The sequence below is a fragment of the Cupriavidus sp. FW305-46 genome, assembly GCF_058787075.1.
Genome location: NZ_JBYSZI010000015.1, coordinates 94072 through 113987, shown reverse-complemented (window position 1 = coordinate 113987; position 19916 = coordinate 94072). Strand labels below are relative to the sequence as shown.

The 19916-nt window shown below is 69.7% G+C and carries 21 protein-coding genes; 8 read left to right on the top strand and 13 right to left on the bottom strand.

What is annotated here, in order from left to right; genetic code table 11:
- Positions 1-148: 148 nt before the first annotated feature.
- Both AC3WON_RS10135 and AC3WON_RS10130 read left to right on the top strand, forming a co-directional pair.
- Complete coding sequence (locus AC3WON_RS10135) at positions 149-409, top strand: helix-turn-helix domain-containing protein (protein WP_010809785.1); 261 nt, start codon at positions 149-151, stop codon at positions 407-409.
- Positions 406-1725 carry a type II toxin-antitoxin system HipA family toxin gene (locus tag AC3WON_RS10130; RefSeq protein WP_492351737.1) on the top strand — a complete coding sequence of 440 codons (1320 nt, stop codon included), beginning with the start codon at positions 406-408 and terminating at the stop codon, positions 1723-1725. The genes AC3WON_RS10135 and AC3WON_RS10130 overlap by 4 nt, the downstream gene beginning before the upstream one ends.
- 19 nt (positions 1726-1744) lie before the next feature.
- Here AC3WON_RS10130 and AC3WON_RS10125 read toward each other — a convergent pair whose 3' ends face one another.
- Both AC3WON_RS10125 and pedF read right to left on the bottom strand, forming a co-directional pair.
- Complete coding sequence (locus AC3WON_RS10125) at positions 1745-2656, bottom strand: substrate-binding periplasmic protein (protein WP_492351736.1); 912 nt, start codon at positions 2654-2656, stop codon at positions 1745-1747.
- 82 nt (positions 2657-2738) lie between these two features.
- Positions 2739-3218 (bottom strand): cytochrome c-550 PedF, encoded by a 480-nt coding sequence (gene pedF, locus AC3WON_RS10120; protein WP_492351735.1) that lies wholly within the window; start codon positions 3216-3218, stop codon positions 2739-2741.
- Positions 3219-3492: 274 nt separating this feature from the next.
- Between pedF and AC3WON_RS10115 the strand changes: the two genes are divergently transcribed.
- Positions 3493-5481 carry a sigma-54-dependent Fis family transcriptional regulator gene (locus AC3WON_RS10115; RefSeq protein WP_492351734.1) on the top strand — a complete coding sequence of 663 codons (1989 nt, stop codon included), beginning with the start codon at positions 3493-3495 and terminating at the stop codon, positions 5479-5481.
- 30 nt (positions 5482-5511) lie between these two features.
- On the opposite strand, the gene AC3WON_RS10110 is transcribed toward AC3WON_RS10115, so the two are convergent.
- Both AC3WON_RS10110 and AC3WON_RS10105 read right to left on the bottom strand, forming a co-directional pair.
- Positions 5512-6474, bottom strand: coding sequence for an MBL fold metallo-hydrolase (locus AC3WON_RS10110; RefSeq protein ID WP_492318606.1), 963 nt, complete (start codon positions 6472-6474; stop codon positions 5512-5514).
- Entirely contained in the window at positions 6474-7433 is a 960-nt protein-coding gene (locus AC3WON_RS10105) for an alpha/beta fold hydrolase (RefSeq protein ID WP_492351733.1), read from the bottom strand. Before AC3WON_RS10105 ends, AC3WON_RS10110 begins: the two co-directional genes overlap by 1 nt.
- Before the next feature lie 92 nt (positions 7434-7525).
- Between AC3WON_RS10105 and pqqA the strand changes: the two genes are divergently transcribed.
- The 5 genes from pqqA to pqqE all read left to right on the top strand — a co-directional run bounded on the left by pqqA (position 7526) and on the right by pqqE (position 10740).
- Positions 7526-7600, top strand: a complete 75-nt coding sequence (pqqA, locus tag AC3WON_RS10100) for a pyrroloquinoline quinone precursor peptide PqqA (RefSeq protein ID WP_010809778.1) — start codon at positions 7526-7528, stop codon at positions 7598-7600.
- A 132-nt stretch (positions 7601-7732) separates the two neighbouring features.
- A complete protein-coding gene (gene pqqB, locus AC3WON_RS10095) occupies positions 7733-8650 on the top strand; it encodes a pyrroloquinoline quinone biosynthesis protein PqqB (RefSeq protein ID WP_492318608.1) in 918 nt (305 codons plus the stop codon).
- On the top strand, positions 8647-9348 hold the full coding sequence (gene pqqC, locus AC3WON_RS10090; RefSeq protein ID WP_492351732.1) for a pyrroloquinoline-quinone synthase PqqC: 702 nt from the start codon (positions 8647-8649) through the stop codon (positions 9346-9348). The genes pqqB and pqqC overlap by 4 nt, the downstream gene beginning before the upstream one ends.
- A complete protein-coding gene (pqqD, locus tag AC3WON_RS10085) occupies positions 9345-9617 on the top strand; it encodes a pyrroloquinoline quinone biosynthesis peptide chaperone PqqD (RefSeq protein WP_010809775.1) in 273 nt (90 codons plus the stop codon). The genes pqqC and pqqD overlap by 4 nt, the downstream gene beginning before the upstream one ends.
- Complete coding sequence (gene pqqE, locus AC3WON_RS10080; protein ID WP_492351738.1) at positions 9589-10740, top strand: pyrroloquinoline quinone biosynthesis protein PqqE; 1152 nt, start codon at positions 9589-9591, stop codon at positions 10738-10740. The genes pqqD and pqqE overlap by 29 nt, the downstream gene beginning before the upstream one ends.
- 80 nt (positions 10741-10820) lie before the next feature.
- On the opposite strand, the gene AC3WON_RS10075 is transcribed toward pqqE, so the two are convergent.
- From AC3WON_RS10075 to AC3WON_RS10035, 9 genes are all read right to left on the bottom strand, one after another.
- A complete protein-coding gene (locus AC3WON_RS10075) occupies positions 10821-11144 on the bottom strand; it encodes a c-type cytochrome (protein WP_010809773.1) in 324 nt (107 codons plus the stop codon).
- A gap of 100 nt (positions 11145-11244) precedes the next feature.
- Positions 11245-12987: a PQQ-dependent methanol/ethanol family dehydrogenase gene (locus AC3WON_RS10070; protein WP_492318610.1), complete on the bottom strand. Its 1743-nt coding sequence runs from the start codon at positions 12985-12987 to the stop codon at positions 11245-11247.
- A gap of 201 nt (positions 12988-13188) precedes the next feature.
- Positions 13189-14160 carry a quinoprotein relay system zinc metallohydrolase 1 gene (locus AC3WON_RS10065; RefSeq protein WP_492318611.1) on the bottom strand — a complete coding sequence of 324 codons (972 nt, stop codon included), beginning with the start codon at positions 14158-14160 and terminating at the stop codon, positions 13189-13191.
- Positions 14157-14936 carry a quinoprotein dehydrogenase-associated SoxYZ-like carrier gene (locus AC3WON_RS10060; RefSeq protein ID WP_492318612.1) on the bottom strand — a complete coding sequence of 260 codons (780 nt, stop codon included), beginning with the start codon at positions 14934-14936 and terminating at the stop codon, positions 14157-14159. Before AC3WON_RS10060 ends, AC3WON_RS10065 begins: the two co-directional genes overlap by 4 nt.
- 17 nt (positions 14937-14953) lie before the next feature.
- Complete coding sequence (locus AC3WON_RS10055; protein ID WP_492351731.1) at positions 14954-15766, bottom strand: ABC transporter permease; 813 nt, start codon at positions 15764-15766, stop codon at positions 14954-14956.
- Positions 15767-15773: 7 nt separating this feature from the next.
- The gene (locus tag AC3WON_RS10050; protein WP_492318614.1) at positions 15774-16979 is read right to left on the bottom strand and encodes a type 1 periplasmic-binding domain-containing protein; all 1206 of its coding nucleotides are present in this window, start codon (positions 16977-16979) and stop codon (positions 15774-15776) included.
- Positions 16972-18000 carry a PQQ-dependent catabolism-associated beta-propeller protein gene (locus AC3WON_RS10045; RefSeq protein ID WP_492351730.1) on the bottom strand — a complete coding sequence of 343 codons (1029 nt, stop codon included), beginning with the start codon at positions 17998-18000 and terminating at the stop codon, positions 16972-16974. Before AC3WON_RS10045 ends, AC3WON_RS10050 begins: the two co-directional genes overlap by 8 nt.
- Positions 17997-18773 carry an ABC transporter ATP-binding protein gene (locus tag AC3WON_RS10040; RefSeq protein ID WP_492318616.1) on the bottom strand — a complete coding sequence of 259 codons (777 nt, stop codon included), beginning with the start codon at positions 18771-18773 and terminating at the stop codon, positions 17997-17999. The genes AC3WON_RS10045 and AC3WON_RS10040 overlap by 4 nt, the downstream gene beginning before the upstream one ends.
- Positions 18773-19768, bottom strand: a complete 996-nt coding sequence (locus AC3WON_RS10035) for a tripartite tricarboxylate transporter substrate binding protein (protein ID WP_492351729.1) — start codon at positions 19766-19768, stop codon at positions 18773-18775. Before AC3WON_RS10035 ends, AC3WON_RS10040 begins: the two co-directional genes overlap by 1 nt.
- Between the last annotated feature and the right edge of the window lie 148 nt (positions 19769-19916).

Genomic DNA, 19916 nt, shown 5'->3' with positions numbered 1-19916 from the left:
ATAGAAAATAATTCGATAGTATTATTTTCTAGAGATATAGCTACTATCAGATGATACACGCCTGGATATCGGCGCGCCGATGTATCATACTAGGACATGCATATATCAGTGAAATAATGCTATGTCATTAGTTTCTCAGTGCCGCGACATGCGGGAAGCCAGAGGCAAGACCCTGACCGAGATCGGGCGGGTGCTGGGCATGGCAAGCCAGAACCTGTCGGCGATCCTGCTGGGGAAGAAGGACAGCCGCGCATCCACCCTCGAAGCCCTGGCGGCCGCCCTGGACGCGGAATGGGTCCTGGTGCCCAACGAGCGGGCACAGGAAGTCAGGCAAGTCCTGGAAGGCAAAGGCAGCGGGCCCGACCGCAGTGCCCGCAGCGCAGTCGACATCTTCCTGGACCAGGAATGAGCTACGAACTGCATCCGCGCTTTCTTGAGGTCCGGCTCTACGACCAGCTATGCGGCTACCTGTGCGAGGCCAGCGGCAATGTCCGGTTCGTGCCATCCGAAGCCTTTCGGGGCGACACGCGCCGCCCCACGCTGAGCCTGTCGATCAGCGTCCCGACCGAGGCCGGCCGCAAGGCCACCGCCGAGGTGCTGGACAACCCCTTTCATCCTGCCGTCTACAGCACGGGCCATGAACTGCCGCCCTACTTTGCCGGCCTGCTGCCCGAGGGCGAACTGCGCAAGCGGCTCGAGGCAACGCGGAGCAATCCCGATGACAAGGACGATTTCGGCATCCTGGCATCGGCCGGCAATGATCTCCCCGGGGCCGTCGTCATCGTGCCGGCGGACATCGGCGCCTTGCCGGAGTATGCGCGGACGTATGGCGTGACCGGCGGCGCGGACAACCTGGAAATTGCCGTGGTGGAGGGCGCCACCCAGGGCGCGGCCTCGGTGTCCGGCGTGCAGAACAAGCTGGCCCTGTCGACGGTGCTGCAGGACAAGCGCTACACCCTGCCAGCCAAGGGCAGGCTGTCCGACATCATCGCCAAGCTTCCTGCCAGGAACGATGATTCGCAGGTGTTCAACGAATCGATCTCGATGCAGCTTGCGGCCGCCGCCGGCGTCCATGTCGCGCCGACCAGAGTGCTGCCAGTCTCGACCATCGAGGTCGAGGGACTGGTTGAATCGCTGGGCGAAAACCTGCACTACCTTGCGGTGGACAGGTTTGACCGCACCCCGGCCGGGCGTGTGCACGCCGAAGACGGCTGCCAGATGCTGGGCAGGATGCCAGCGAAGAAGTACGCCGGCATCGAGAGCTACATTCAGCTCGTTGCCGCCCTGTATCGCCTGAGCCCGAGCGGGGTCGAGCATGCGCGGCAGTTCTTCCTGCGCCAGGCGGTCAACACGCTGATCGGCAACAGCGATGCGCACCTGAAGAACTTCTCGGTGACCTATCACAACGGGGTCCTGCCGGAACTGTCACCGGCGTACGACATCGTCTGCGTGGCCGCGCTTCCCGGCTTTGCGACCTATGGCCAGAACGTTGCCATCGACAAGCGGCAGCGTGAAGAAACCCTGGCAACGTACGAGACCATCGCGGAGAAGGCCGGCGTCCCGCGGCGCATTGCGACCGCCGCCGTCAGGGAAGCCGTCGCGCTGGCACATGCCAACTGGCCGCGCATGCTGGACGAACTGGACGCGCCGCAGGCGATCCGCAATGTCGTTGCCGAGCGCCTGCAGACGCTGCCGCTTGCACGGGCCGGCAGGCCGGCCCGGTGAGGCGCTCGCCACCCACCCCTCACGGCGCCTGCATCGACACCCCGTAGCCGGCAAAGATGCGCGCCAGCTCGCCATTGCTGCGCAGCGCGCTCAACGCCTTTTCCAGCGCTTCGGCCAGTTCCCGCTCGCCTGCCTTGACCGCCATGCCGACGGCCCACCCGCGCCGCGGCAGCAGCGGCGCGCTGGGTTCCGTCGCGGCAAAGCGCGCCCCGGATTGCCCCGCGGCCTTGAGCGCGCTCTCGTATTGGGCGCGCGTCACCATCGCCGCCGCGATCTCGCCGGAGAACAGCGCGCGCAATGCCGCGTCGGCTTCGGGGTAGATCCTGACCTTGTCGCGCAAGGCGCCGCCCGCGCCGGACAGCAGCGCATTGGCCCCGGCCGAACCGGCTGCGGCGCCGGTCGGCTGCCCGGCCAGGTCTTCCAGGCCGCGCACCGCCGGCACGCGCTCGCGGTCCTGCACCAGCACGAAGGTCTCGCGGTAATACGGCGCGAAGATCAGCGCCTTGTCGTTCTCGCGCATGAAGGCGCGGTCGACCGGCACGTGCAGCATTACGTCGGCCGGTCCGTAACCAAGGTAATGGCCGCGCCAGACCATGGCACGCAAGTCGTCAGCCATGCTTTCATCGGCATCGAACGGCATCAGCGCCACCGACAGGCCCAGCTCCTTGCCCAGTGCCCTGGCCAGGGCCACGTCGATGCCCGCGGCCTGACTGCCCGCGATCGCGGAGAACGGCGGCAAGCCTTTGTAGACCGCCACCTTGAGGGTGCCGGTCTGGCGGATCCTGGCCAGGTCGGCCTGGGCCGGTTGCGCGCAGAAGAGGAGCGCGCCGGCAGCCAGCATGGCGCCGCACAGCCAGCGCACGGCGCCTGCCGGCGCCGCCGGCATGGGGGACACGGAATGCCTGGGGCCGCGGACAGGGCTGGCGGGCATGGGATGGCTCCTGGAAGATGCGTTGACCCGGCACTGCGGGCCGGGGCTGGACAACGTGAAGGACTGCCGGCGCAGCCGCCTCTTACTCGTGGCGCGACTCCAGGTAGGTCTTGATGGCCCACACCGCCTCCTGGCTCAGCACGCCGTCGAACGGCGGCATGTAGACGCGGCCGTCGCGCGTGCGGCCCTTGCGCACGGTGGTGGTGTAGAACTGCGAAATCTCGCTCATGCACGCCTGCTTCTTCTTTGCATCCGCCAGTGAGACGCAGTCGCCGTCAAGCTTGCGCAGGTCCGGCGCGATGCCCCCTGACACCGCTTCCAGGCCATGGCAGCGCGCGCAGTTCTGGTTATAGGCCGAGCTGCCGATGCGCAGCGCCTCCTTGTGCGCATCGCCGCTGCGGTAGGGATTGTCCGGGCGCCATTCGTCGCCCAGCTGTGGTAACGCTTTGGTATCGACGGCCTGGGGCGTGACGTCGCCATGGGCCAGCACGGAGCCGGCCGGGACGGCGGTCAGGGACGCGCAAAGCGCGAGCAAGGCAAGCAGGCGGTGCTGCGTTTTCATGGATGTCTCCTACAGTGGACGGGTCTTGGTTGTTTGCCCTGTTTCCGCAAGAGCCATACCAGCCAGCCGGACCAGGCCCGGAGGCGCCTGCAGGCAGGCTTCACCGCGCCGCCATGGTTCAGTGCAACGCAGCATCGCGGCACGGGTGTCCCGGATTGCCACACCCTGGCAAGTGTTTTGCTTCATGACGCAACACTGTCGACCATGCGCCCCGGCGACGCCGACAGCGACCCGCGCAAAGATCGCGGGCGGACTTTCCACAGGAGACAGAGAAATGACCTTCCAGCCGGAACCGGCCCGCCCCGCGGCGGGCGCCCCGGGTGACACGGGGCAGCCCGAGCGCGACCAACTGATTGCCCAGGCCCACCAGCGTTCCGAGTCCTATGGCCTGCGTCCCTATGAATCGCCCGACTTCTGCCCGGTGCTGCAGAGCGAGCTGAAAACGCGGATCGAGCGTAGCCAGTCGCTGTTCGCCTATGCGCTGCCGGTGATGGAAACGCTCTACGACCAGATCGTGAATACGCAGAGCATGGTCATCCTGACCGACGCCGATGGCCTGATCCTGCACTCGATGGGCGATGACGACTTTCTGGCCCGGGCCAACCAGGTCGCGCTGCGCCCGGGCGCGGAGTGGTCGGAAGCGCGCCGCGGCACCAACGCCATCGGCACGGCCCTGGCCGAGAACCGGGCCACGCTGGTACACGGCGCCGACCACTTCCTGGAGGCCAACCAGTTCCTGACCTGCTCGTGCATGACCATCCTCGACCCTTACGGCAAGACCGTGGGGGCGCTGGATGTGACCGGCGACCAGCGCGGTTTCCACAAGCACACCATGGCGCTGGTGCGGATGTCGGCGCAGATGATCGAGAACCAGCTGTTCGGCAACGCCTTCCGTGACATGGTGTGCATCCGCTTCCATTCGCGCGCGGAGTTCCTGGGCACGCTGGTCGAGGGCATCGTCTCCTTCACGCCTGGCGGGCGCTTCCTGTCAGCCAACCGCAGCGGGCAGTTCCAGCTTGGCCTGTCCAATGGCGCCCTGCATGCGCACACCTTCTCCTCGCTGTTCGGGCTGTCGATGTCGCAGCTGTTCGACGCGGTGCGCGCGGCTCATGCGGGCATCGTCCAGCTGCACCTGCCCAGCGGCGTCAAGGTCAGCGCCCGGGTCGAATGGAAGTCACCCGCCGCATCGTTGCCGGGCAACACCGATGCCGGCCACGCAGTCCAGCCTGGCACCGCCGCCGCACCGCGCAGCCTGGCCGCAGGCCCCGCCCGCTCGCCCGGGCTGGACGACCTGGACACGGGCGACGCGCACATCCGCGCGGTCATCGGCAAGCTGCGCAAGGTCATCGGCAAGGATATTCCGGTGATGGTGCTGGGCGAGACCGGCACCGGCAAGGAGCTGATGGCGCGCGCCATCCACGCCGACAGCCCGCGCCATGCCGGGCCGTTCATTGCGGTGAACTGCGCCTCCATCCCGGAAAACCTGATCGAGTCCGAGCTGTTCGGCTATGAAGAAGGGGCCTTCACCGGCGCCCGCAAGAAGGGCGGCATCGGCAAGATGCTGCTGGCCAACGGCGGCACGCTGTTCCTGGACGAGATCGGCGACATGCCGCTGCATCTGCAAGGGCGGCTGCTGCGCGCGCTGCAGGAACGCGCGGTGTCGCCGCTGGGCAGCAGCAAGGTCATCCATATCGATGTCTCGGTGGTGTGCGCCACCAACCGCAACCTGCGTGATCTGGTCGCCAACGGCCAGTTCCGCGAAGACCTCTACTACCGCCTCAACGGGCTGGTGGTGCGGCTGCCGGCCCTGCGCGAGCGCGGCGACCTCGACGTGGTGGCCGCCAGGCTGCTGCGCCAGGAGCAGGCCGGCGTGCAACCCGGCGAGCCGCCCCGCATCCGCGAGTCGGTGATGGAGATGTTCCGCCGCTACCACTGGCCGGGCAATATCCGCCAGCTGGGCAACCTGCTGCGCACTGCGCGGCTGATGGCGGAAGGCGAAGCCGAGATCACCGAGGACCACCTGCCCGACGACTTCCTCGATGACCTGCGCGAGCGCCAGGGGCATGCGGCGGCGCCCGCGGGCCATATGCTGCCGCGCGCGCAGCCCACGCGGCTGGCCGATGTCGAGGCCATGGCCATTGTCGCCACGGTCAAGGCGCACAACGGGAATATCTCTGCGGCGGCCAAGGCGCTGGGGATCTCGCGCAATACGGTCTACCGGAAAATGGAAGAGGCCCGCGGGCTGCCCCACCAGGCCGGCTGATCCCGGCCACGCACCAGGGCAGCCGCGCGCTCAGGCCAGCGGCTCGCCCTGCATCCACAGGTCTTCGAGCTCGCGCCAGGCGCGCTGCAGGTTCAGCGGGTGGCCCGACTGGAAATGGCGCCAATGCCGGAACGGCTCCGCCGCCACGGCGTCGCTGGCGCGCGAGGCATCGCTGCCCGCGGCCAGCGCGGCGCCGATTCCGTGCGCCAGCGCATCCAGGTAGGCCAGCGTCGGCGCCAGCGTCTGGGCGGGCGTGCCCACCGCCGTGCCCACCACCGTGCGCGCCGGCAGCTCCTGCAGCCGCCGCAGCGCACGGCGCCACCCCTGCAGCGAGGCCTCGTGCATCTCCGGCACGCGCTCGCGGTAAGCCAGGCCACCCGCACACAGCAGCTGCAGCTGCGGCGCGTACAGCACCGTATCCGAGGCACTGTGCGCGTTCGCATAAACCTGCACCTGCCAGGTGGTAGCGCCGGTGTGCAGCCAGCCATCGTGCTGCAGCGCGGGCTGCGGCAGCACGATCGCGGCGCCGCGCATGGCACCGTTGCCGAGCAGCGTGGCCATGCGGGCCAGGCAGGCCGCGCAGCGTTGCCGCATCAGCGCAGCCGTGGCGGCGGAAGCCAGGAACACGGGCCGGGGCCGCAGCCGTGCGAACGCGGCATTGGCCAGCACGTTCTCCGGGTGGGCGTGCGTGTTGACCACCCAACGCACGGGCTGCGGCGTCAGCGCCCGGATGGCGCCGAGCAGCGCACCGCCCCACGCCGCCTGCGGCCCGGGGTCCACCACCAGCACGCCCGCACCGCTCAGATGGACCAGGGTCGGCACCACTTCGGCGGCGTTGGCGCGCGCCGCTTCGGCATTGCCGGCGCGGGCCACGTACACGCCTGGCTGCAGCCGCTCCAGCGTGACCCGCGTGCCGGCAGCGGCCGCCGGGCGCCAGCCGTTCATGGCCAGCGCAAGCGTGGCGCCAAGAAAGCCGCGCCGCGTCGTGGGCATCACCGCTGCCAGCCCGCGGCGCGGATCGCGGCCACCAGGGCGTCGCGCATGGCCCCGGCCGCCAGGTGTCCGCCGTCCACCCATGCCAGCCGTGCGCCCGGCATGGCGGCCTGCAGGCGCAGCGCGTTGGCGGGACGGCAGACCTTGTCGGCGCGGCCATGCAGCAGCGTCACCGGCAGGCCATGCGCGCCGATGACCCGCGCCGCGCTGAGCAGGGCCGGCTTGCCCAGTCCGGCCCGGTTGCGCAGGTAGTGCGCCTGGATCCGGTATTTGTTCACCGCGGCCATGCGCTCAGGCCGCGGCTGCCGGCGCGAATGCGACGCAGGGGAAAGACCCAGCAACGCCTGTTCGCTCGCCTGCCACGCCGCGGCAGTGTCCCGTTTTTGAACAGGCGTACCACTTTGCAACAGCCGTGACACAGTGAGCAGCCGCGCGCGCGCATCGGGCAAGCGCTCGCCCCATGCCTTGACGCAATGCAGCATGCGGCGGCCCCCATGGCGCGGTGAAAACAGCGCGAGCACATCGTCGCGGCCAGTCAGGAAGGTGCCGCGCAGGACCAGCGCCGCCACGGCGTGCGGGCATTGCGCCGCGTACGCCAGGGCAAGTGCCGCACCCCATGATCCGCCCACCACGCCCCAGCGCTCGATGCCCAGCGCGCGGCGCAGCTGCTCCAGGTCGGCCAGCAGCGCGCCCACGGTATTGCGGCGCAGGCAGCCGGCCGGCCTGGAGCGGCCGGCGCCGCGCTGGTCCGGCATCACCACGCGGTGCCGCCGCGGGTCGAACCACTGCGCCATGGCGGCAGAGCAGCCGCTGCCCGGCCCGCCATGCAGCACCAGCCACGGCTGGCCGTCCGCGGCGCCGGCCAGCCGCACATGCACGCGCTGGGCGTCGGGCGTACGCAAGTGGAAGGTGGTGGCCGCGTCGGAAAAGCCGGCAGAAATCGTTGATGCGTCGGGCATGGATGTTGCCTTGAGGGGATGCGGCAGTCGGGCGGCAGCCAGGCGCCGCTGCACAACGATATTCACTAACCATGCCACCCAAGGAGAGAGACATGCGCTGGACCACCCCCGCCTACACCGAGCTGCGGCTTGGCTTTGAAATCACGATGTACATCGCCAACCGCTGAACGTGCCGCGGTGCCTGCGACCGGCGCTGCGCCGACAGGCAAGCCGCGGACCGCAAGCACAACCAACGCAGGCAGGCGCCAGGGCTGGCGCCTGCCCCGTGAAGCCATGACCCAACACCAAGCGCTCACGCCATGACAAGCATCCGGGTACTGGGGTCGGCCGCCGGCGGCGGCTTTCCGCAGTGGAACTGCAACTGCCACAACTGCGACGGCGTGCGCCGCGGCACGGTGCGCGCCACGCCGCGCACACAATCATCGATCGCGCTGACGGGCGACGGGCCTGATGCCATCCTGGTCAATGCCTCACCCGATATCCTGCAGCAGCTGCGCCAGGCACCCGCGCTGCAGCCGGCGCGCGCGCCGCGCGACACCGCGATCGCGGCGGTGGTGCTGATGGATGCGCAGATCGACCACGTCACCGGCCTGCTGATGCTGCGCGAACACCGCCAGGCGCTGCCGCTCTATGCCACCGCCGCCGTGCTCGACGACCTGGGCGCTGCCTTCCCGCTGACGCGCATCCTGTCGCACTACTGCGGGCTGCAGACGCATGCCCTGCCCTGCGACGGCACCGCGTTTTCAGTCCCGCCGCTGGACGGCGTGACACTGACGGCGATACCGCTGGAGAGCAAGGCCCCGCCCTACTCGCCCAACCGCCACGCGCCGCGCGCGGGCGACAACATCGGCCTGCGCATCGAAGACCGCCGCAGCGGCCGCAGCGCCTTCTATGCGCCCGGCCTGGGCCGCATCGACGACCACGTCTTTGCCGAGCTGCACAGCGCCGACATCGTGCTGGTCGACGGCACTTTCTGGCGCGACGACGAGATGCAGGCGCCGGGCTTTTCCGGCAAGAGCGCCGCCGACATGGGCCACCTGGCCCTGTCCGGACCCGGCGGCATGATCGAGGTCCTGGAGCGGCTGCCCGCCAGCCGCAAGATCCTTATCCATATCAACAATACCAACCCGGTGCTGGTGGAAGACTCGCCGGAGCGCGCGGAGCTGGCGCGACACGGCATCGAGGTCGCGTACGACGGCATGGAAATCGCACTATGACATCTGCCATCCTCCCCATCGCCTGGACCGAGGCCGAGTTCGAGGCCCGCCTGCGCGCCATGGAAAGCGGCTACCACATCCACCATCCCTTCAACCAGCGCATGGCGGCGGGCCAGTGTTCGCCCGCGCAGATCCGCGCATGGGTGGCCAACCGCTTCTACTACCAGGACAACATCCCGCTGAAGGACGCCGCCATCCTGTCCAACTGCCCCGAGCGCAACACCCGCCGCGAGTGGGTGGTGCGCATCCTTGACCACGACGGCACCGACACCCAGCCCGGCGGCATCGAGGCCTGGCTGCGCCTGGGCCAGGCGGTGGGCCTGGAGCGCGAAGCGCTGCTGAGCCACCGGCACGTGCTGCCCGGGGTGCGCTTTGCCGTCGATGCCTACGTCAACTTTGCGCGCCGGGCGCCGTGGCAGGAAGCCGTGTGCTCGTCGCTGACGGAGATGTTCGCGCCTGCAATCCACCAGGAGCGCCTGGCCGGCTGGCCCACGCATTACCCGTGGATCGAGGCCGCCGGGCTGGACTACTTCCGCTCTCGCATTCCGCTCGCGCAGCGCGACGTGGACCATGGCCTGCGCGTGACGCTGGGCCACTTCCGTAGCGCGGCGCAACAGCAGCGTGCCCTCGACATCCTGCAGTTCAAGCTCGACGTGCTCTGGTCGATGCTCGACGCCATCCAGCAAGCCAACCCATGACAGCCAGCACGCAAGACCTCGCCAGACCGACCCTGCACCGGACCTTTCGCCTGCAATGGGAAGCCTCCCAGCAAAGCTGGGTGCTGCTGTACCCGGAAGGCATGGTCACCCTCAACGACAGCGCCGCCGCGATCCTGCAGCGCTGCGACGGCAGCCACACGCTGGACATGCTGATCGACGACCTGCAGGCCGCGTTTGGCGTGCAGGGCATCGCCCCGGAGGTACATGCCTTTGTCAAACATGCCATCGAACGCGGCTGGCTGGTCTGAGGCCGCGCCCGGCCCGCCGCTGTGGCTGCTGGCCGAGCTGACCTACCGCTGCCCGCTGCATTGCGCCTTCTGCTCCAACCCGGTGGACTATGCCCGGCATACGGCCGAGCTGAGCACCGCGCAATGGTGCGACGTGTTCAGCCAGGCGCGGGCGCTGGGCGCGGTGCAGCTCGGGCTGTCCGGCGGCGAGCCGCTGCTGCGCAAGGACCTTGAAGTACTGGTCAGGCATGCGCATGGCCTGGGCTTCTACACCAACCTCATCACCTCGGGCGTGGGCCTGACCGATGCCCGCCTTGCCGCCCTGCGCGATGCCGGCCTGGACCATATCCAGCTGTCGTTCCAGGACTCCACCCGCGAGCTCAACGACTTCCTGTCCAGCACGCGCACCTTCGACCTGAAGCAGCGCGTGGCGCGCATGATCAAGGCGCACGGCTACCCGATGGTGATGAACTGCGTGCTGCACCGGCATAACCTGCCGCATGTCGGCACCATCATCGAGATGGCCCTGCAGATGGGCGCCGAATACCTGGAACTGGCCAACACGCAGTACTACGGCTGGGCCTGGGAGAACCGGCTGGCGCTCCTGCCCACCCATGAGCAGCTGCGCGAGGCCGAGGCCGTGGTCCGGCAGTACCGCGCGCGTATCGGCAGGCAATGCCAGATCCTGTTCGTGGTGCCTGACTACTTCGAGGCGCGGCCCAAGAAGTGCATGAACGGCTGGGGCACGACCTTCCTTGGCGTGGCGCCGGACGGCACCGCGCTGCCCTGCCACGCGGCGCGCATGCTGCCGGGCCTGGCGCTGCCCAACGTCGCCACGCAGGGGCTGCGCGAGATCTGGACCGAAAGCGATGCCTTCCGCCGTTTCCGCGGCACGCAGTGGATGCAGGAACCCTGCCGTTCCTGCGACCAGCGCGAGCAGGACTACGGCGGCTGCCGCTGCCAGGCGTTCCTGGTCACCGGCGACGCCGCCGCCACGGACCCGGTGTGCGAGCGCTCCGGCGCGCACGACAAGGTCAGCGAGATCGTGCTGCAGGGCCGGCTGGCCGTGGCGCAGGCGCGCGAGCAAGCGATGGTATTTCGCAGCGATGGCAACTCGCTGCGGCTGAGCAGCGGCCAGCGCTAAGAAAGGGAAAACCCCGGCATGGCAGGCGCCAGCCGGGGTTCCTTGCCGGCATGCCGGCATCGTCCAGACAGTCGCCGGCCTCAGCTGGCACTCAACACCCACTCCGCCAGCTTCTTCGCATCGTCCTCAGCAAGGCTGCCATGCGGCGGCATCGGAATCCGCCCCCACGCGCCCTTGCCGCCTTCGCGGATCTTCTTCGCCAGCCGCTCCGCCGCCTGGCTGTCGCCCTTGTACTTGGCGGCCACCTCGGCAAACCCCGGCCCCACCAGCTTTGACTGCATGCCATGGCAGGAAAAGCAGCCGCTCTTGTCGGCCAGGGCCTGCATGTCGGCGGCCGTGCCGGCCAGTGCCGCGCCCGGCAGCAGCGCCGAAGCCACCGCCAGCGCCATCCATTCCTTCTTCATACCTGAGTCCCGTTTCATCCTGTTGCACCCGCGCCCGGCGCGCGCATCGCACCCATGATGCGATGCGCGCGTGCGCCGGGCAGTGTCATCTCCCGCCAGCTCAGCTCTTGTGCAGCTTGAACACCCACACCGAGCCGCCCTGCTCCAGGAAATTCACGCGCTTGGCCACCTCGCCGCCCCACAGCGGCACCGCGCCGCCCCAGCCGGACACCACGGCCACGTACTGCTCGCCGTTCTCTTCCCAGGTGACCGGGGGCGCCACCACGCCGCTGCCGGTCTGGAACTGCCACAGCTCCTTGCCGGTCCTGGCGTCGGCCGCCTTCAGGTAGCCTTCCGGCGTGCCCCAGAACACCAGCCCGCCGGCAGTGGTCATCACCCCGCCCCACAGCGGCGCGCTGTTCTTGACCTCCCACATGATCTTGCCGCTCTTGGGGTTGATGGCCCGCAGCGTGCCGATGTAGTCCTCGTTCAGCGGCTGGATGGTGAAGCCCGCGCCCAGGAAGGCAGCGCCCTTCTTGTAGCTGATGGGCTCGTTCCAGATATCCATGCCCCACTCGTTGGCGGGCACGTAGAACAGGCCGGTCTGCGGGCTGTAGGCCATCGGCTGCTGGTTCTTGCCGCCAAGGAAGCCCGGCGCGGCAAACACGGACTTGCCCTTCTTCTCGTCGCTGCCGGCGGCGGGGTCGCCGGGGCGGCCTTCGGCGATGTAGTTGGGGCGGCCGCTCTTCAGGTCGATGCCGGTGGCCCAGGTGATCTTCTTGACGAAGGGGAAGGCGTTGACCAGCTTGCCGCTGGCCGCGTCGTTGACGTAGAAGAAGCCGTTGCGGTCGGCCTTGCCGCCCATGCGCTTGCCGTCCAGGTCGAAGGTCACGAACTCATTGACGCCATCGAAATCCCAGCCGTCGTTCGGGGTGTTCTGGTAGTGCCAGGCGATCTTGCCGGTGGCGGGATCCAGCGCCACCGTCGAGGCCGAGTAGAGGTTGTCGCCCTTGCGGATATGGCTGTTCCACGGGCCCGGATTGCCGGTGCCGAAATACACCAGCCCGGTGGCCGGATCATAGGTGCCGCCCAGCCAGGTGGCGGCGCCGCCGGTCTTCCAGGTCTCGCCCGGCCAGCTTGCGTTGGCGGTGCCGGTCACGCCGTTCTCGGTCTTGTTGCCGTCCTTGTCGTACTTGTAGCCCATATGGCCTTCCACCACCGGCCGCGACCACACCAGCTGCCCGGTCTTGGCATCGCGTGCGTCGACCCGGCCCACCACGCCGAACTCGCCGCCCGAGATGCCGGTCAGCACCATGCCCTTGACGATCATGGGCGCCGCCGTGTACGAATAGCCGGCGGCGTAGTCCTCCAGCTTCTCCTTCCACACCACCTTGCCGGTCTTCTGGTCCAGCGCCACCAGTTGCGCATCGAGCGTGCCGAAGATCACCAGGTTGTCGTAGAGTGCCGCACCGCGGTTCACCACGTCGCAGCACGGCATGATGCCTTCGGGCAGCCGGTGCTCATACTTCCAGAGCTTGCGCCCGGTCTTCACGTCCAGCGCATAGATGCGCGAATACGAGGCCGTCACGAACATCTTGCCGTCATGGATCAGCGGCTGCGATTCCTGCCCGCGCTGCTTCTCGCCGCCAAACGAGAACGACCACGCCGGCACCAGCTGCCCGACGTTCTTCGTATTGATGCGCGACAGCGTGGAATAGCGCTGGCCTTGCGGGCCCATGCCCCACGACAACACATCGCCGGGGCTCTTTGCGTCGTTCTCGATCATGGCATCGGTCACTGCCGCCTGCGCGGCCAGACTGGCCGCGGCAGCCGCAACCGCCATCACTACTCGTAACGTCCTCATTGCCATCTCCTCTCTTGTTTTGGGTTTCCCTGGTGCGCCACTGCGCCACACACCAGACATGCCTTTGGCAAGTCCCATGCCAGTCGCATCCCCGCACCAGCACGCCGGTTGCGGCCCGGTTGCGTGATGCCAGCCGTGCCAGCGCGCAACACTGCGTTGCAGCTGCTCCAGAATTGAACAGCCCGCCACGGCTGGCCGGCGTCAGTGGCCAAGCGCGCTTTCCTCGCGCGCCGGGTAGAGATGTCCGACGTTGCGCAGGTACTCCGCGGGCATCGCGGCCCAGTGCGCATAGGGCTGCGGCACCGGCATCGCCATGACCTCGGCCAGGTCCCGCCCCTGCGCCGCGGCCTCGCGCAGGCGCGTATCCAGCCATTGCAGGTAGCCGCGCGTCTGCGCGATGGCCTCTGCGCCGCCGCCGGCCGCAGGCACTGGCCCGTGGCTGGGGACCAGCACGCGCGCCCCGCTGTCGGCCAGCAGCGCCTGCAGCCGGTCCAGGCTAGCCAGCCAGCGGCCGATATCCGCGTGCGGCGTGGTCGGAATGCGTTGCCGGAACACCAGCCCGCCGGCAAAGACCACGCCCGCGCTGTGGTCCAGCACCACCAGGTCGTCGCCGGTATGGCCGTCCAGGCGCACCAGCTCCAGCGTATGGCGCCCGATCGTGCGCCGGCCCGGCGCCAGCGCGTGGGCAGCCGGCGCGGGCTCGGTGCCGCGCATCCAGTCGCCGCACAGGCGGTAGAGGTTGTCGGCATAAGCGGCACCCTCGCGCCGCGCCCCGTCGATGGTGCCGGCCAGGGCGCTGCCGCCCACATCGGCATAGGCCTGGTTGCCGAAGAAATAGTCGGGATGCAGGTTCAGGTTCAGCACCAGCCGCACCGGGGCGGCCGTGACCGATGCAATCGCCTTGCGCTGCTGCTCGCCATACAACCGCGACGGGCCGGTGTTGATCACCACCACGCCGTCGCCGGTGTCGATAAACGCGGTATTGATGATGTTGCAGCCGTTGCCGGGCGCGAAGTCGGCATTGGCGCCTTCCAGCAGCCACACGCCCGCGGCGATCTCGCGCGGGGCCAGGCGGTAGTCGGGAGGCTGCAGCACGGCCTGCTGGGCGAATGCCGGCGGCACGGGCTGGCCCGCCAGGCATAGCAGCAACCACAGTAGTACGCGTCGCTTCATTGCCACACCCGCGCGGCGATGCGGTTGCCGTTGTTGTCGTGGCCGGCCACCGTCATGCCCGGCTGCACGGCATCGCGCAGGTCGAAGGAGAAGATCGGGTTCTCGGCAACCGGCTCATGCAGCGTCAGGCGCAGCAGCGGCTGCCGGGCCGCGTCGGCCAGCACCAGGGTCTCGATATGGAACGCCGGGATGCCCGCCGCCAGGCCGGTATCCATCGGGTGCATCACGCGCAGCCGCACGCGCGCCGCGGCCCCGCCGAAGCCCGGGAACACGCGCGCGTCCACGCGGTTGAGCGTGCGGCTCCAGCTGCCGTCGCGGCGCGTGGCGCCAGGCACCGTGCAGCCCCCGCCGCCGGCATCGACCAGCACGCTGCCGACATGCCAGGTGCCATCGCGCGTGCGCGCCGCCACCCGCACCGGCGAAGCCTGTTCCAGCTTGAAGCGGAACGACAGCGACGGGCGCACCCGCAGCGGTTCGAACGCCAGCACCTCGCGGATCGGGTTGCGGTCCACCGCCACCACGATGCGATCCACTTCGCCCAGCGCCGAGGCATCGAAGGCGATCGGCACGCGCATGGGGTCTTCCGCAAACGCCGGCCCGGTCACCCTGACGCGGCTGTCGAACACCACCGGGCCAGCCTGCAGCAGCTCCTTGTGGATCCAGGCCCATTGCGGCGACTGCAGCGGATCGCCGTGCGCGATGACGGCGCCGTCTGCCGCGGCAGCCGCTACCGCCGGACTGGCCATGCCCAGAGCGGCCGCCATCAGCAGGACCATGCCCCGCGTCCGCCGCCTCATGCCTGCTGCCCCCGGCGCGCCATGCCGCGCTGCGGGTCGTAGCCCTGCAGCGCCAGCGCGAAGAACACCGCCGCGCTGCCCGCCACCACCGCCAGGCTCAGCGGCGCCACCTGCCCGTACAGCGCAAAGCGGATCGCCTCGACCGCGTGGGTGAAGGGATTGAAGCGGGCCAGCTGGTACACCACCTGCGCGCCCGACTCCTGCAGCTTCCACAGCGGGTACAGCGCCGAGCTGATGAAGAACATCGGGAAGATCACGAAGTTCATGGTGCCGGCAAAGTTCTCGAGCTGGCGCACATGGACCGACAGCAGCAGGCCCAGCGCGCCCAGCATCAGCGCGGCCAGCGCCATGGCGCCCGTCGCCGCCAGCAGGTGCAGGGGCTCGAAGCGGATGCCGAAGGCCATCGCCACCAGCAGGAACGCGGCCATCTGCAGCAGCGACAGCACCGTGCCCGCCGCCAGCTTGCAAGCCAGCAGCCAGCCCCGCGGCAGCGGCGCGGTCAGCAGCAGCCGCATCACGCCCATCTCGCGGTCGTACACCATGGCCAGCGACGACTGCATGCCGTTGAACAGCGCGATCATGCCCAGCAGCCCGGGCGCCACGTAGACCTTGTATTCGATGTAGGTGTCGTAGGGCGGCGCAATGGCGACGCCCAGCGCGTTCTGGAAGCCCGCGGCAAACACCAGCAGCCACAGCAGCGGGCGCACCAGCGACGACAGCAGGCGCCCGGGCTGGCGCAGGTACTTGCGCAGCTCGCGCCCGCAAACCGCGCGCAGCGCGCGCCAGCGATGGATCAGGATGGAGGCCATGGGTGCGCTACGCGGATGGGGCCCGGCACGCCGTGTCGGCTTCATCGGCGCCCAGGGTGTCGAGGTTGTTCTTCGGATGCAGCACGCCGTCCACCGGGGCCATGCCGGCCACGCCGTCAGGGTGGGCCAGCAACACCGGCTGGCGCAGCTGGCGGTCCCAGCGGCGGAACGACAGTGGCGGCCCCTTGAAGCCGTCCACCACCACCTGCCCGGCGGCAAGCGCTTGCGCCTGTCCGGCAAACCCGGCCCCGGGCAGGCGCGCCACGCTCTCGGCGATGGCCTTGACCGCCACCCAGGCAGCCCAGTCGTAGCCGGTCATCGGACGGCCCGCCGCGCGCATGAAGCGCCGGTTGAGCTGCGGCCCGCCATTGCGCTCCCAGGCCCAGTGCCACGCCTGCGCGCCCAGCCCGCTGGCGCCCACCACCGGGCGCGGCAGCAGCGTGGCGTAGGGCACGCCGCGCGCGAACTCGCCGTCGGCATCGGCCACCACCACCACGTCATAGTCCACGCCGCCGGTCAGCAGGCCGAGGTTGGCCTGGTCGCGCTCACGCGGGTCGTTGGACAGCCTGAAGGCGCGTTGCGCCGACCAGGCAATGCCAAAGCGCCGCGCCGACGTCACCAGCGCGTCGCGCTGCGCCGCATCGGCCGCGGACGGGCCGCTCAGCAGCAGGGCACGGCGCCATTTGCGCAATACCAGGTACTGCATCAGCGCATCCGCGCGCATGCGCAGGCTGGGCAGCGTGTGCAGCAGCACCGGCGCGCAGCCGGCGCCGCGCAACGCGTCGTCATCGGCCGACACGTTGAACAACAAGGCCTCGCCCGGCTTGACCGCACCCGTGGCTGCCCTGACCGATGCCGACGGCAGGTCCAGCAGGATATAGCGCGTGCCCTGCCGCGCCAGCGCAGCGACCAGCGGGGCCACCTCGGCTTCAGTGCGGGCTTCCTGTGCTTCCAGCCTGAGCGACTGGCCCGCGGCCTCGAGCGCCACGCGCGCTTCGGCGGCCGCCACCTGGGCGCCGTCGAGCGCACGGCCCTGCGGCTGGCCGGGATAGCGCTGCGCCAGGCGCCGGGGCGCATAGCGCGCGTCGTCGGCCTGCGACACGACCGCCACGCGCACCTCGGCAGCGTGCACCGCGGCAGGCAGCCACGCCAGCGCCATGGCGCCCAGCCCGGCACGCCACCACTGCCACCACGCACGCGAGCGCTCAGTCATCGATCGCCACCGAATGCGGCACCCGGCCCGCCTTGAGCGTGGCCACCGCCTTGCGGCTGGCGGTGTCCACCACGCTGACATCGTCGGACAGGCCGTTGGCGACATAAAGCAGTGCGTTGTCGCGGCTCAGCGCCAGCCCCCAGGCGCGGCGGCCGACCAGCACATAGTCATGCACCCGGCGCGACGCCACCTCGACCACCGCGACATGGTTGGCGCGGCCCAGCCCGATATAGGCGCGCGTGCCGTCGCCGCTGGCCGCCATGCCCACCGGGGTCACGTCCTCGGCGCGAAAGCCCCGCGGCGCGAAGGCGATGGTCTGGGCCACCTCGAAGGTATCGGTACGGATCACGCTGACGCTGGCGGAGAGCTCGTTGGACACCCACAGCTCCTTGCCGTCGCGCACCAGCAGCAGCCGCCGCGGCCGGTTGCCGACCTGGATATTGCGGATCACCTTGCGCGCGGCGACGTCGATGACATGGACCAGGTTGGCCACCTCCGAGGTCACGTACACATGCCTGCCGTCGGCGCTGACCTTGACGCCCTCCGGCTCCTCGCCCACCCTGACCGCGAACACGCGCTTGCCCGACGCCGTGTCGTAGGCCGACAGCAACCCGTCTTCTTCATTCGAGACATAGAGCGTGCGGCCGTCCTGGCTGAGATCGAACAACTCCGGATCGTCCCCCACCGGCAGCGATGCCACGGTCTTGCGGCTGGCCACATCGACCACATCCACCCGGTTGTCGTCGCTGCAGGCCACGTACAGGCGCGTGCGGTCGGGCGACAGCTGCAGGTGGCGCGGCCGCTTGCACTGCCGCCATACCGCGACCAGCTGCCGGCTGCGGGCATCGAAGACGGCGAGGGCATCGTCCTTCTCGCTCGAGACAAAGACCTGGTTGCTAGCCTGGCCGACGGGTCGCGCGGCCCCGCCCTGCGCGCCTTCGGCCAGGCCGGCGGCAACCAGCAGCGTCGTGACCAGCAGCAAGGCGCCGGCAAACCAGCGGGGAGATGGCATCTTGTTCATGCGGGTACGCGCCTCACGGCCGGGTCAGTGACAGGGGCCTGCGGCGTCATGGCCAGGAAAGCGCCCTCCAGGGTGTCGCACGCCGCGGCGCCGCGCAGTGCGGCCGGGGTGCCGTCGAAACGCACCATGCCGCGGTCCAGCACAATCACGCGGTCGGCGCGCTCCACCTCCTGCACCAGGTGGGTGGCCCACAGCACGCCGGCCTGCGCCCGCGCCGTCAGGCGCCGGGCATCGGCCACCAGTTGCGCGCGCGCGGCCGGGTCCAGCCCCACCGTGGGCTCGTCCAGCAGCAGCATGGCCGGTTCATGCAGCAGCGCGCGCGCCAGTTCCACCTTGCGCCGGTTGCCGCCCGAAAGCTCGCGCACCGGTGCGCGCGCACGCGCCGCCAGCCCGAAGTCATCGAGCAGCCGGGCGATGCGCTGCGCCGCCACGCCGCGCGGCAGCCCGTGCAGGTCCGCGTGAAAGCGCAGGTTGGCCAGCACCGGCAGGTCCAGGTCGATGGCCGGCTGCTGGAACACGATGCCCAGCCGCGCCAGCGCGCGCACCGGATCGCGCCGCATGTCGCTGCCCATGACCGTGACCTGCCCGGCATCCGCCACGAACAGGCCGCTGAGGATCTGGAACAGCGTGGTCTTGCCCGCCCCGTTGGGCCCGAGCAGTGCCACGAACTCGCCGCGCCGCACGCTGAGCGAGACCCCGTCCAGGGCCGCGCGGCTGCCGAAGGCCTTGCGCACGGCGTCGCAGCACAGCGCCAGCGGCGCTTGCATGGCCATCACAGCTGCCCCCTGGGCCGCGCAGTGCCCACGCGCTCGGCAAAGGTCCGCTCGGTCTCCCACGCATGGCGTAGGAAGGCATCGTATTGCGCGGTATCCAGGTAGGTCAGCTCCTGGTCGTACCTGGCCAGTTCCGCAAGGTGGCGCGGCTGCTGCATCGCGGCGCGGAATGCGTCATGCAGGCGGCGGACGATGGCCGGATCGGTGCCGCGCGGCACGCCGATGCCGTAGGGCGAGTGATGGACCGCATCGGCAAAGCCCAGCTCGCTTACCGTCGGCACCTCGGGCCAGCGCGGTGAGCGCTGCGCGCTGAACACGGCCAGCAGGCGCAGCTTGCCGGTCTCGACGAAGGGCGCGAAGCCGGTGGAATTGACCCCCGCCATCAGCGAACCGTTGGCCACCGCCAGCATCTGGTCAGCGGTGCCGTGATACGGCACGTGGATATAGCGCACGCCGCTGCGCCCGAGCACGTCCTCCATCGCCAGATGGGCGGTGGTGCCGATGCCGGTGGAACCCACGGTCAGCTCGCCCGGATGCGCGCGGCCCCAGGCGACCAGGTCGCGCAGCGAGCGCAACGGGCTGTCTGCGGGCACCACGATGCCGAAGGTATAGCCCGAGATCATCAGCACCGGCTGGATGTCGCGCAGCTGCTGCCAGGCGGTCTTCTGCTGATGCGGGAAGCGATACACCGTCAGCGGCAGCTGGCCGATGGTGTAGCCGTCCGGGCGCGCCGCGGCAAGCAAGCCGCCCACCAGCGTGCCGCCGGCGCCCGGCCGGTTCTCCACCACGACCGGCTGCCCCAGCTCGCGCCCGGCCAGCTCCGCCAGGATGCGCATGGAGATATCGGTGGCGCCGCCCGCTGGCCATGGCACCACCAGCGTGATCGGCCGCGACGGATACCCGTGCGCGCCCTCGGCCAGCGCGTCGCCCGCATGGACCAGGCCGAGGCACGGCAACAGCAGGCAGGCAAGGCAGCGACCAAGGCGGCGGAACATGGCTAAGCACCAGGCAGAGTGTTGATGCAGGTGAACAGAGCAAGGCCGATACCATGTGCAGCGCAGCATCGGGCCGCGCTCCATGCCAGCCGTTGCCTGGCCGCGCCGGACGCTCTGCCGGACGCTGCGGCCAGGCCGTGCCTTGTGC

Coding starts and splice junctions, on each gene's coding strand:
- AC3WON_RS10125 (WP_492351736.1), bottom strand. CDS start 2,656: ATGCCCGCCAGCCCTGTCCGCGGCCCCAGGCATTCCGTGTCCCCCATG.
- AC3WON_RS10070 (WP_492318610.1), bottom strand. CDS start 12,987: ATGAGGACGTTACGAGTAGTGATGGCGGTTGCGGCTGCCGCGGCCAGT.
- AC3WON_RS10110 (WP_492318606.1), bottom strand. CDS start 6,474: ATGCCCACGACGCGGCGCGGCTTTCTTGGCGCCACGCTTGCGCTGGCC.
- AC3WON_RS10115 (WP_492351734.1), top strand. CDS start 3,493: ATGACCTTCCAGCCGGAACCGGCCCGCCCCGCGGCGGGCGCCCCGGGT.
- AC3WON_RS10055 (WP_492351731.1), bottom strand. CDS start 15,766: ATGGCCTCCATCCTGATCCATCGCTGGCGCGCGCTGCGCGCGGTTTGC.
- AC3WON_RS10065 (WP_492318611.1), bottom strand. CDS start 14,160: ATGAAGCGACGCGTACTACTGTGGTTGCTGCTATGCCTGGCGGGCCAG.
- pedF (WP_492351735.1), bottom strand. CDS start 3,218: ATGAAAACGCAGCACCGCCTGCTTGCCTTGCTCGCGCTTTGCGCGTCC.
- pqqD (WP_010809775.1), top strand. CDS start 9,345: ATGACAGCCAGCACGCAAGACCTCGCCAGACCGACCCTGCACCGGACC.
- AC3WON_RS10075 (WP_010809773.1), bottom strand. CDS start 11,144: ATGAAGAAGGAATGGATGGCGCTGGCGGTGGCTTCGGCGCTGCTGCCG.
- AC3WON_RS10130 (WP_492351737.1), top strand. CDS start 406: ATGAGCTACGAACTGCATCCGCGCTTTCTTGAGGTCCGGCTCTACGAC.
- AC3WON_RS10060 (WP_492318612.1), bottom strand. CDS start 14,936: ATGGTCCTGCTGATGGCGGCCGCTCTGGGCATGGCCAGTCCGGCGGTA.
- pqqC (WP_492351732.1), top strand. CDS start 8,647: ATGACATCTGCCATCCTCCCCATCGCCTGGACCGAGGCCGAGTTCGAG.
- AC3WON_RS10105 (WP_492351733.1), bottom strand. CDS start 7,433: ATGCCCGACGCATCAACGATTTCTGCCGGCTTTTCCGACGCGGCCACC.
- AC3WON_RS10040 (WP_492318616.1), bottom strand. CDS start 18,773: ATGGCCATGCAAGCGCCGCTGGCGCTGTGCTGCGACGCCGTGCGCAAG.
- AC3WON_RS10135 (WP_010809785.1), top strand. CDS start 149: ATGCGGGAAGCCAGAGGCAAGACCCTGACCGAGATCGGGCGGGTGCTG.
- AC3WON_RS10035 (WP_492351729.1), bottom strand. CDS start 19,768: ATGTTCCGCCGCCTTGGTCGCTGCCTTGCCTGCCTGCTGTTGCCGTGC.
- pqqE (WP_492351738.1), top strand. CDS start 9,589: ATGCCATCGAACGCGGCTGGCTGGTCTGAGGCCGCGCCCGGCCCGCCG.
- AC3WON_RS10045 (WP_492351730.1), bottom strand. CDS start 18,000: ATGAACAAGATGCCATCTCCCCGCTGGTTTGCCGGCGCCTTGCTGCTG.
- AC3WON_RS10050 (WP_492318614.1), bottom strand. CDS start 16,979: ATGACTGAGCGCTCGCGTGCGTGGTGGCAGTGGTGGCGTGCCGGGCTG.
- pqqB (WP_492318608.1), top strand. CDS start 7,733: ATGACAAGCATCCGGGTACTGGGGTCGGCCGCCGGCGGCGGCTTTCCG.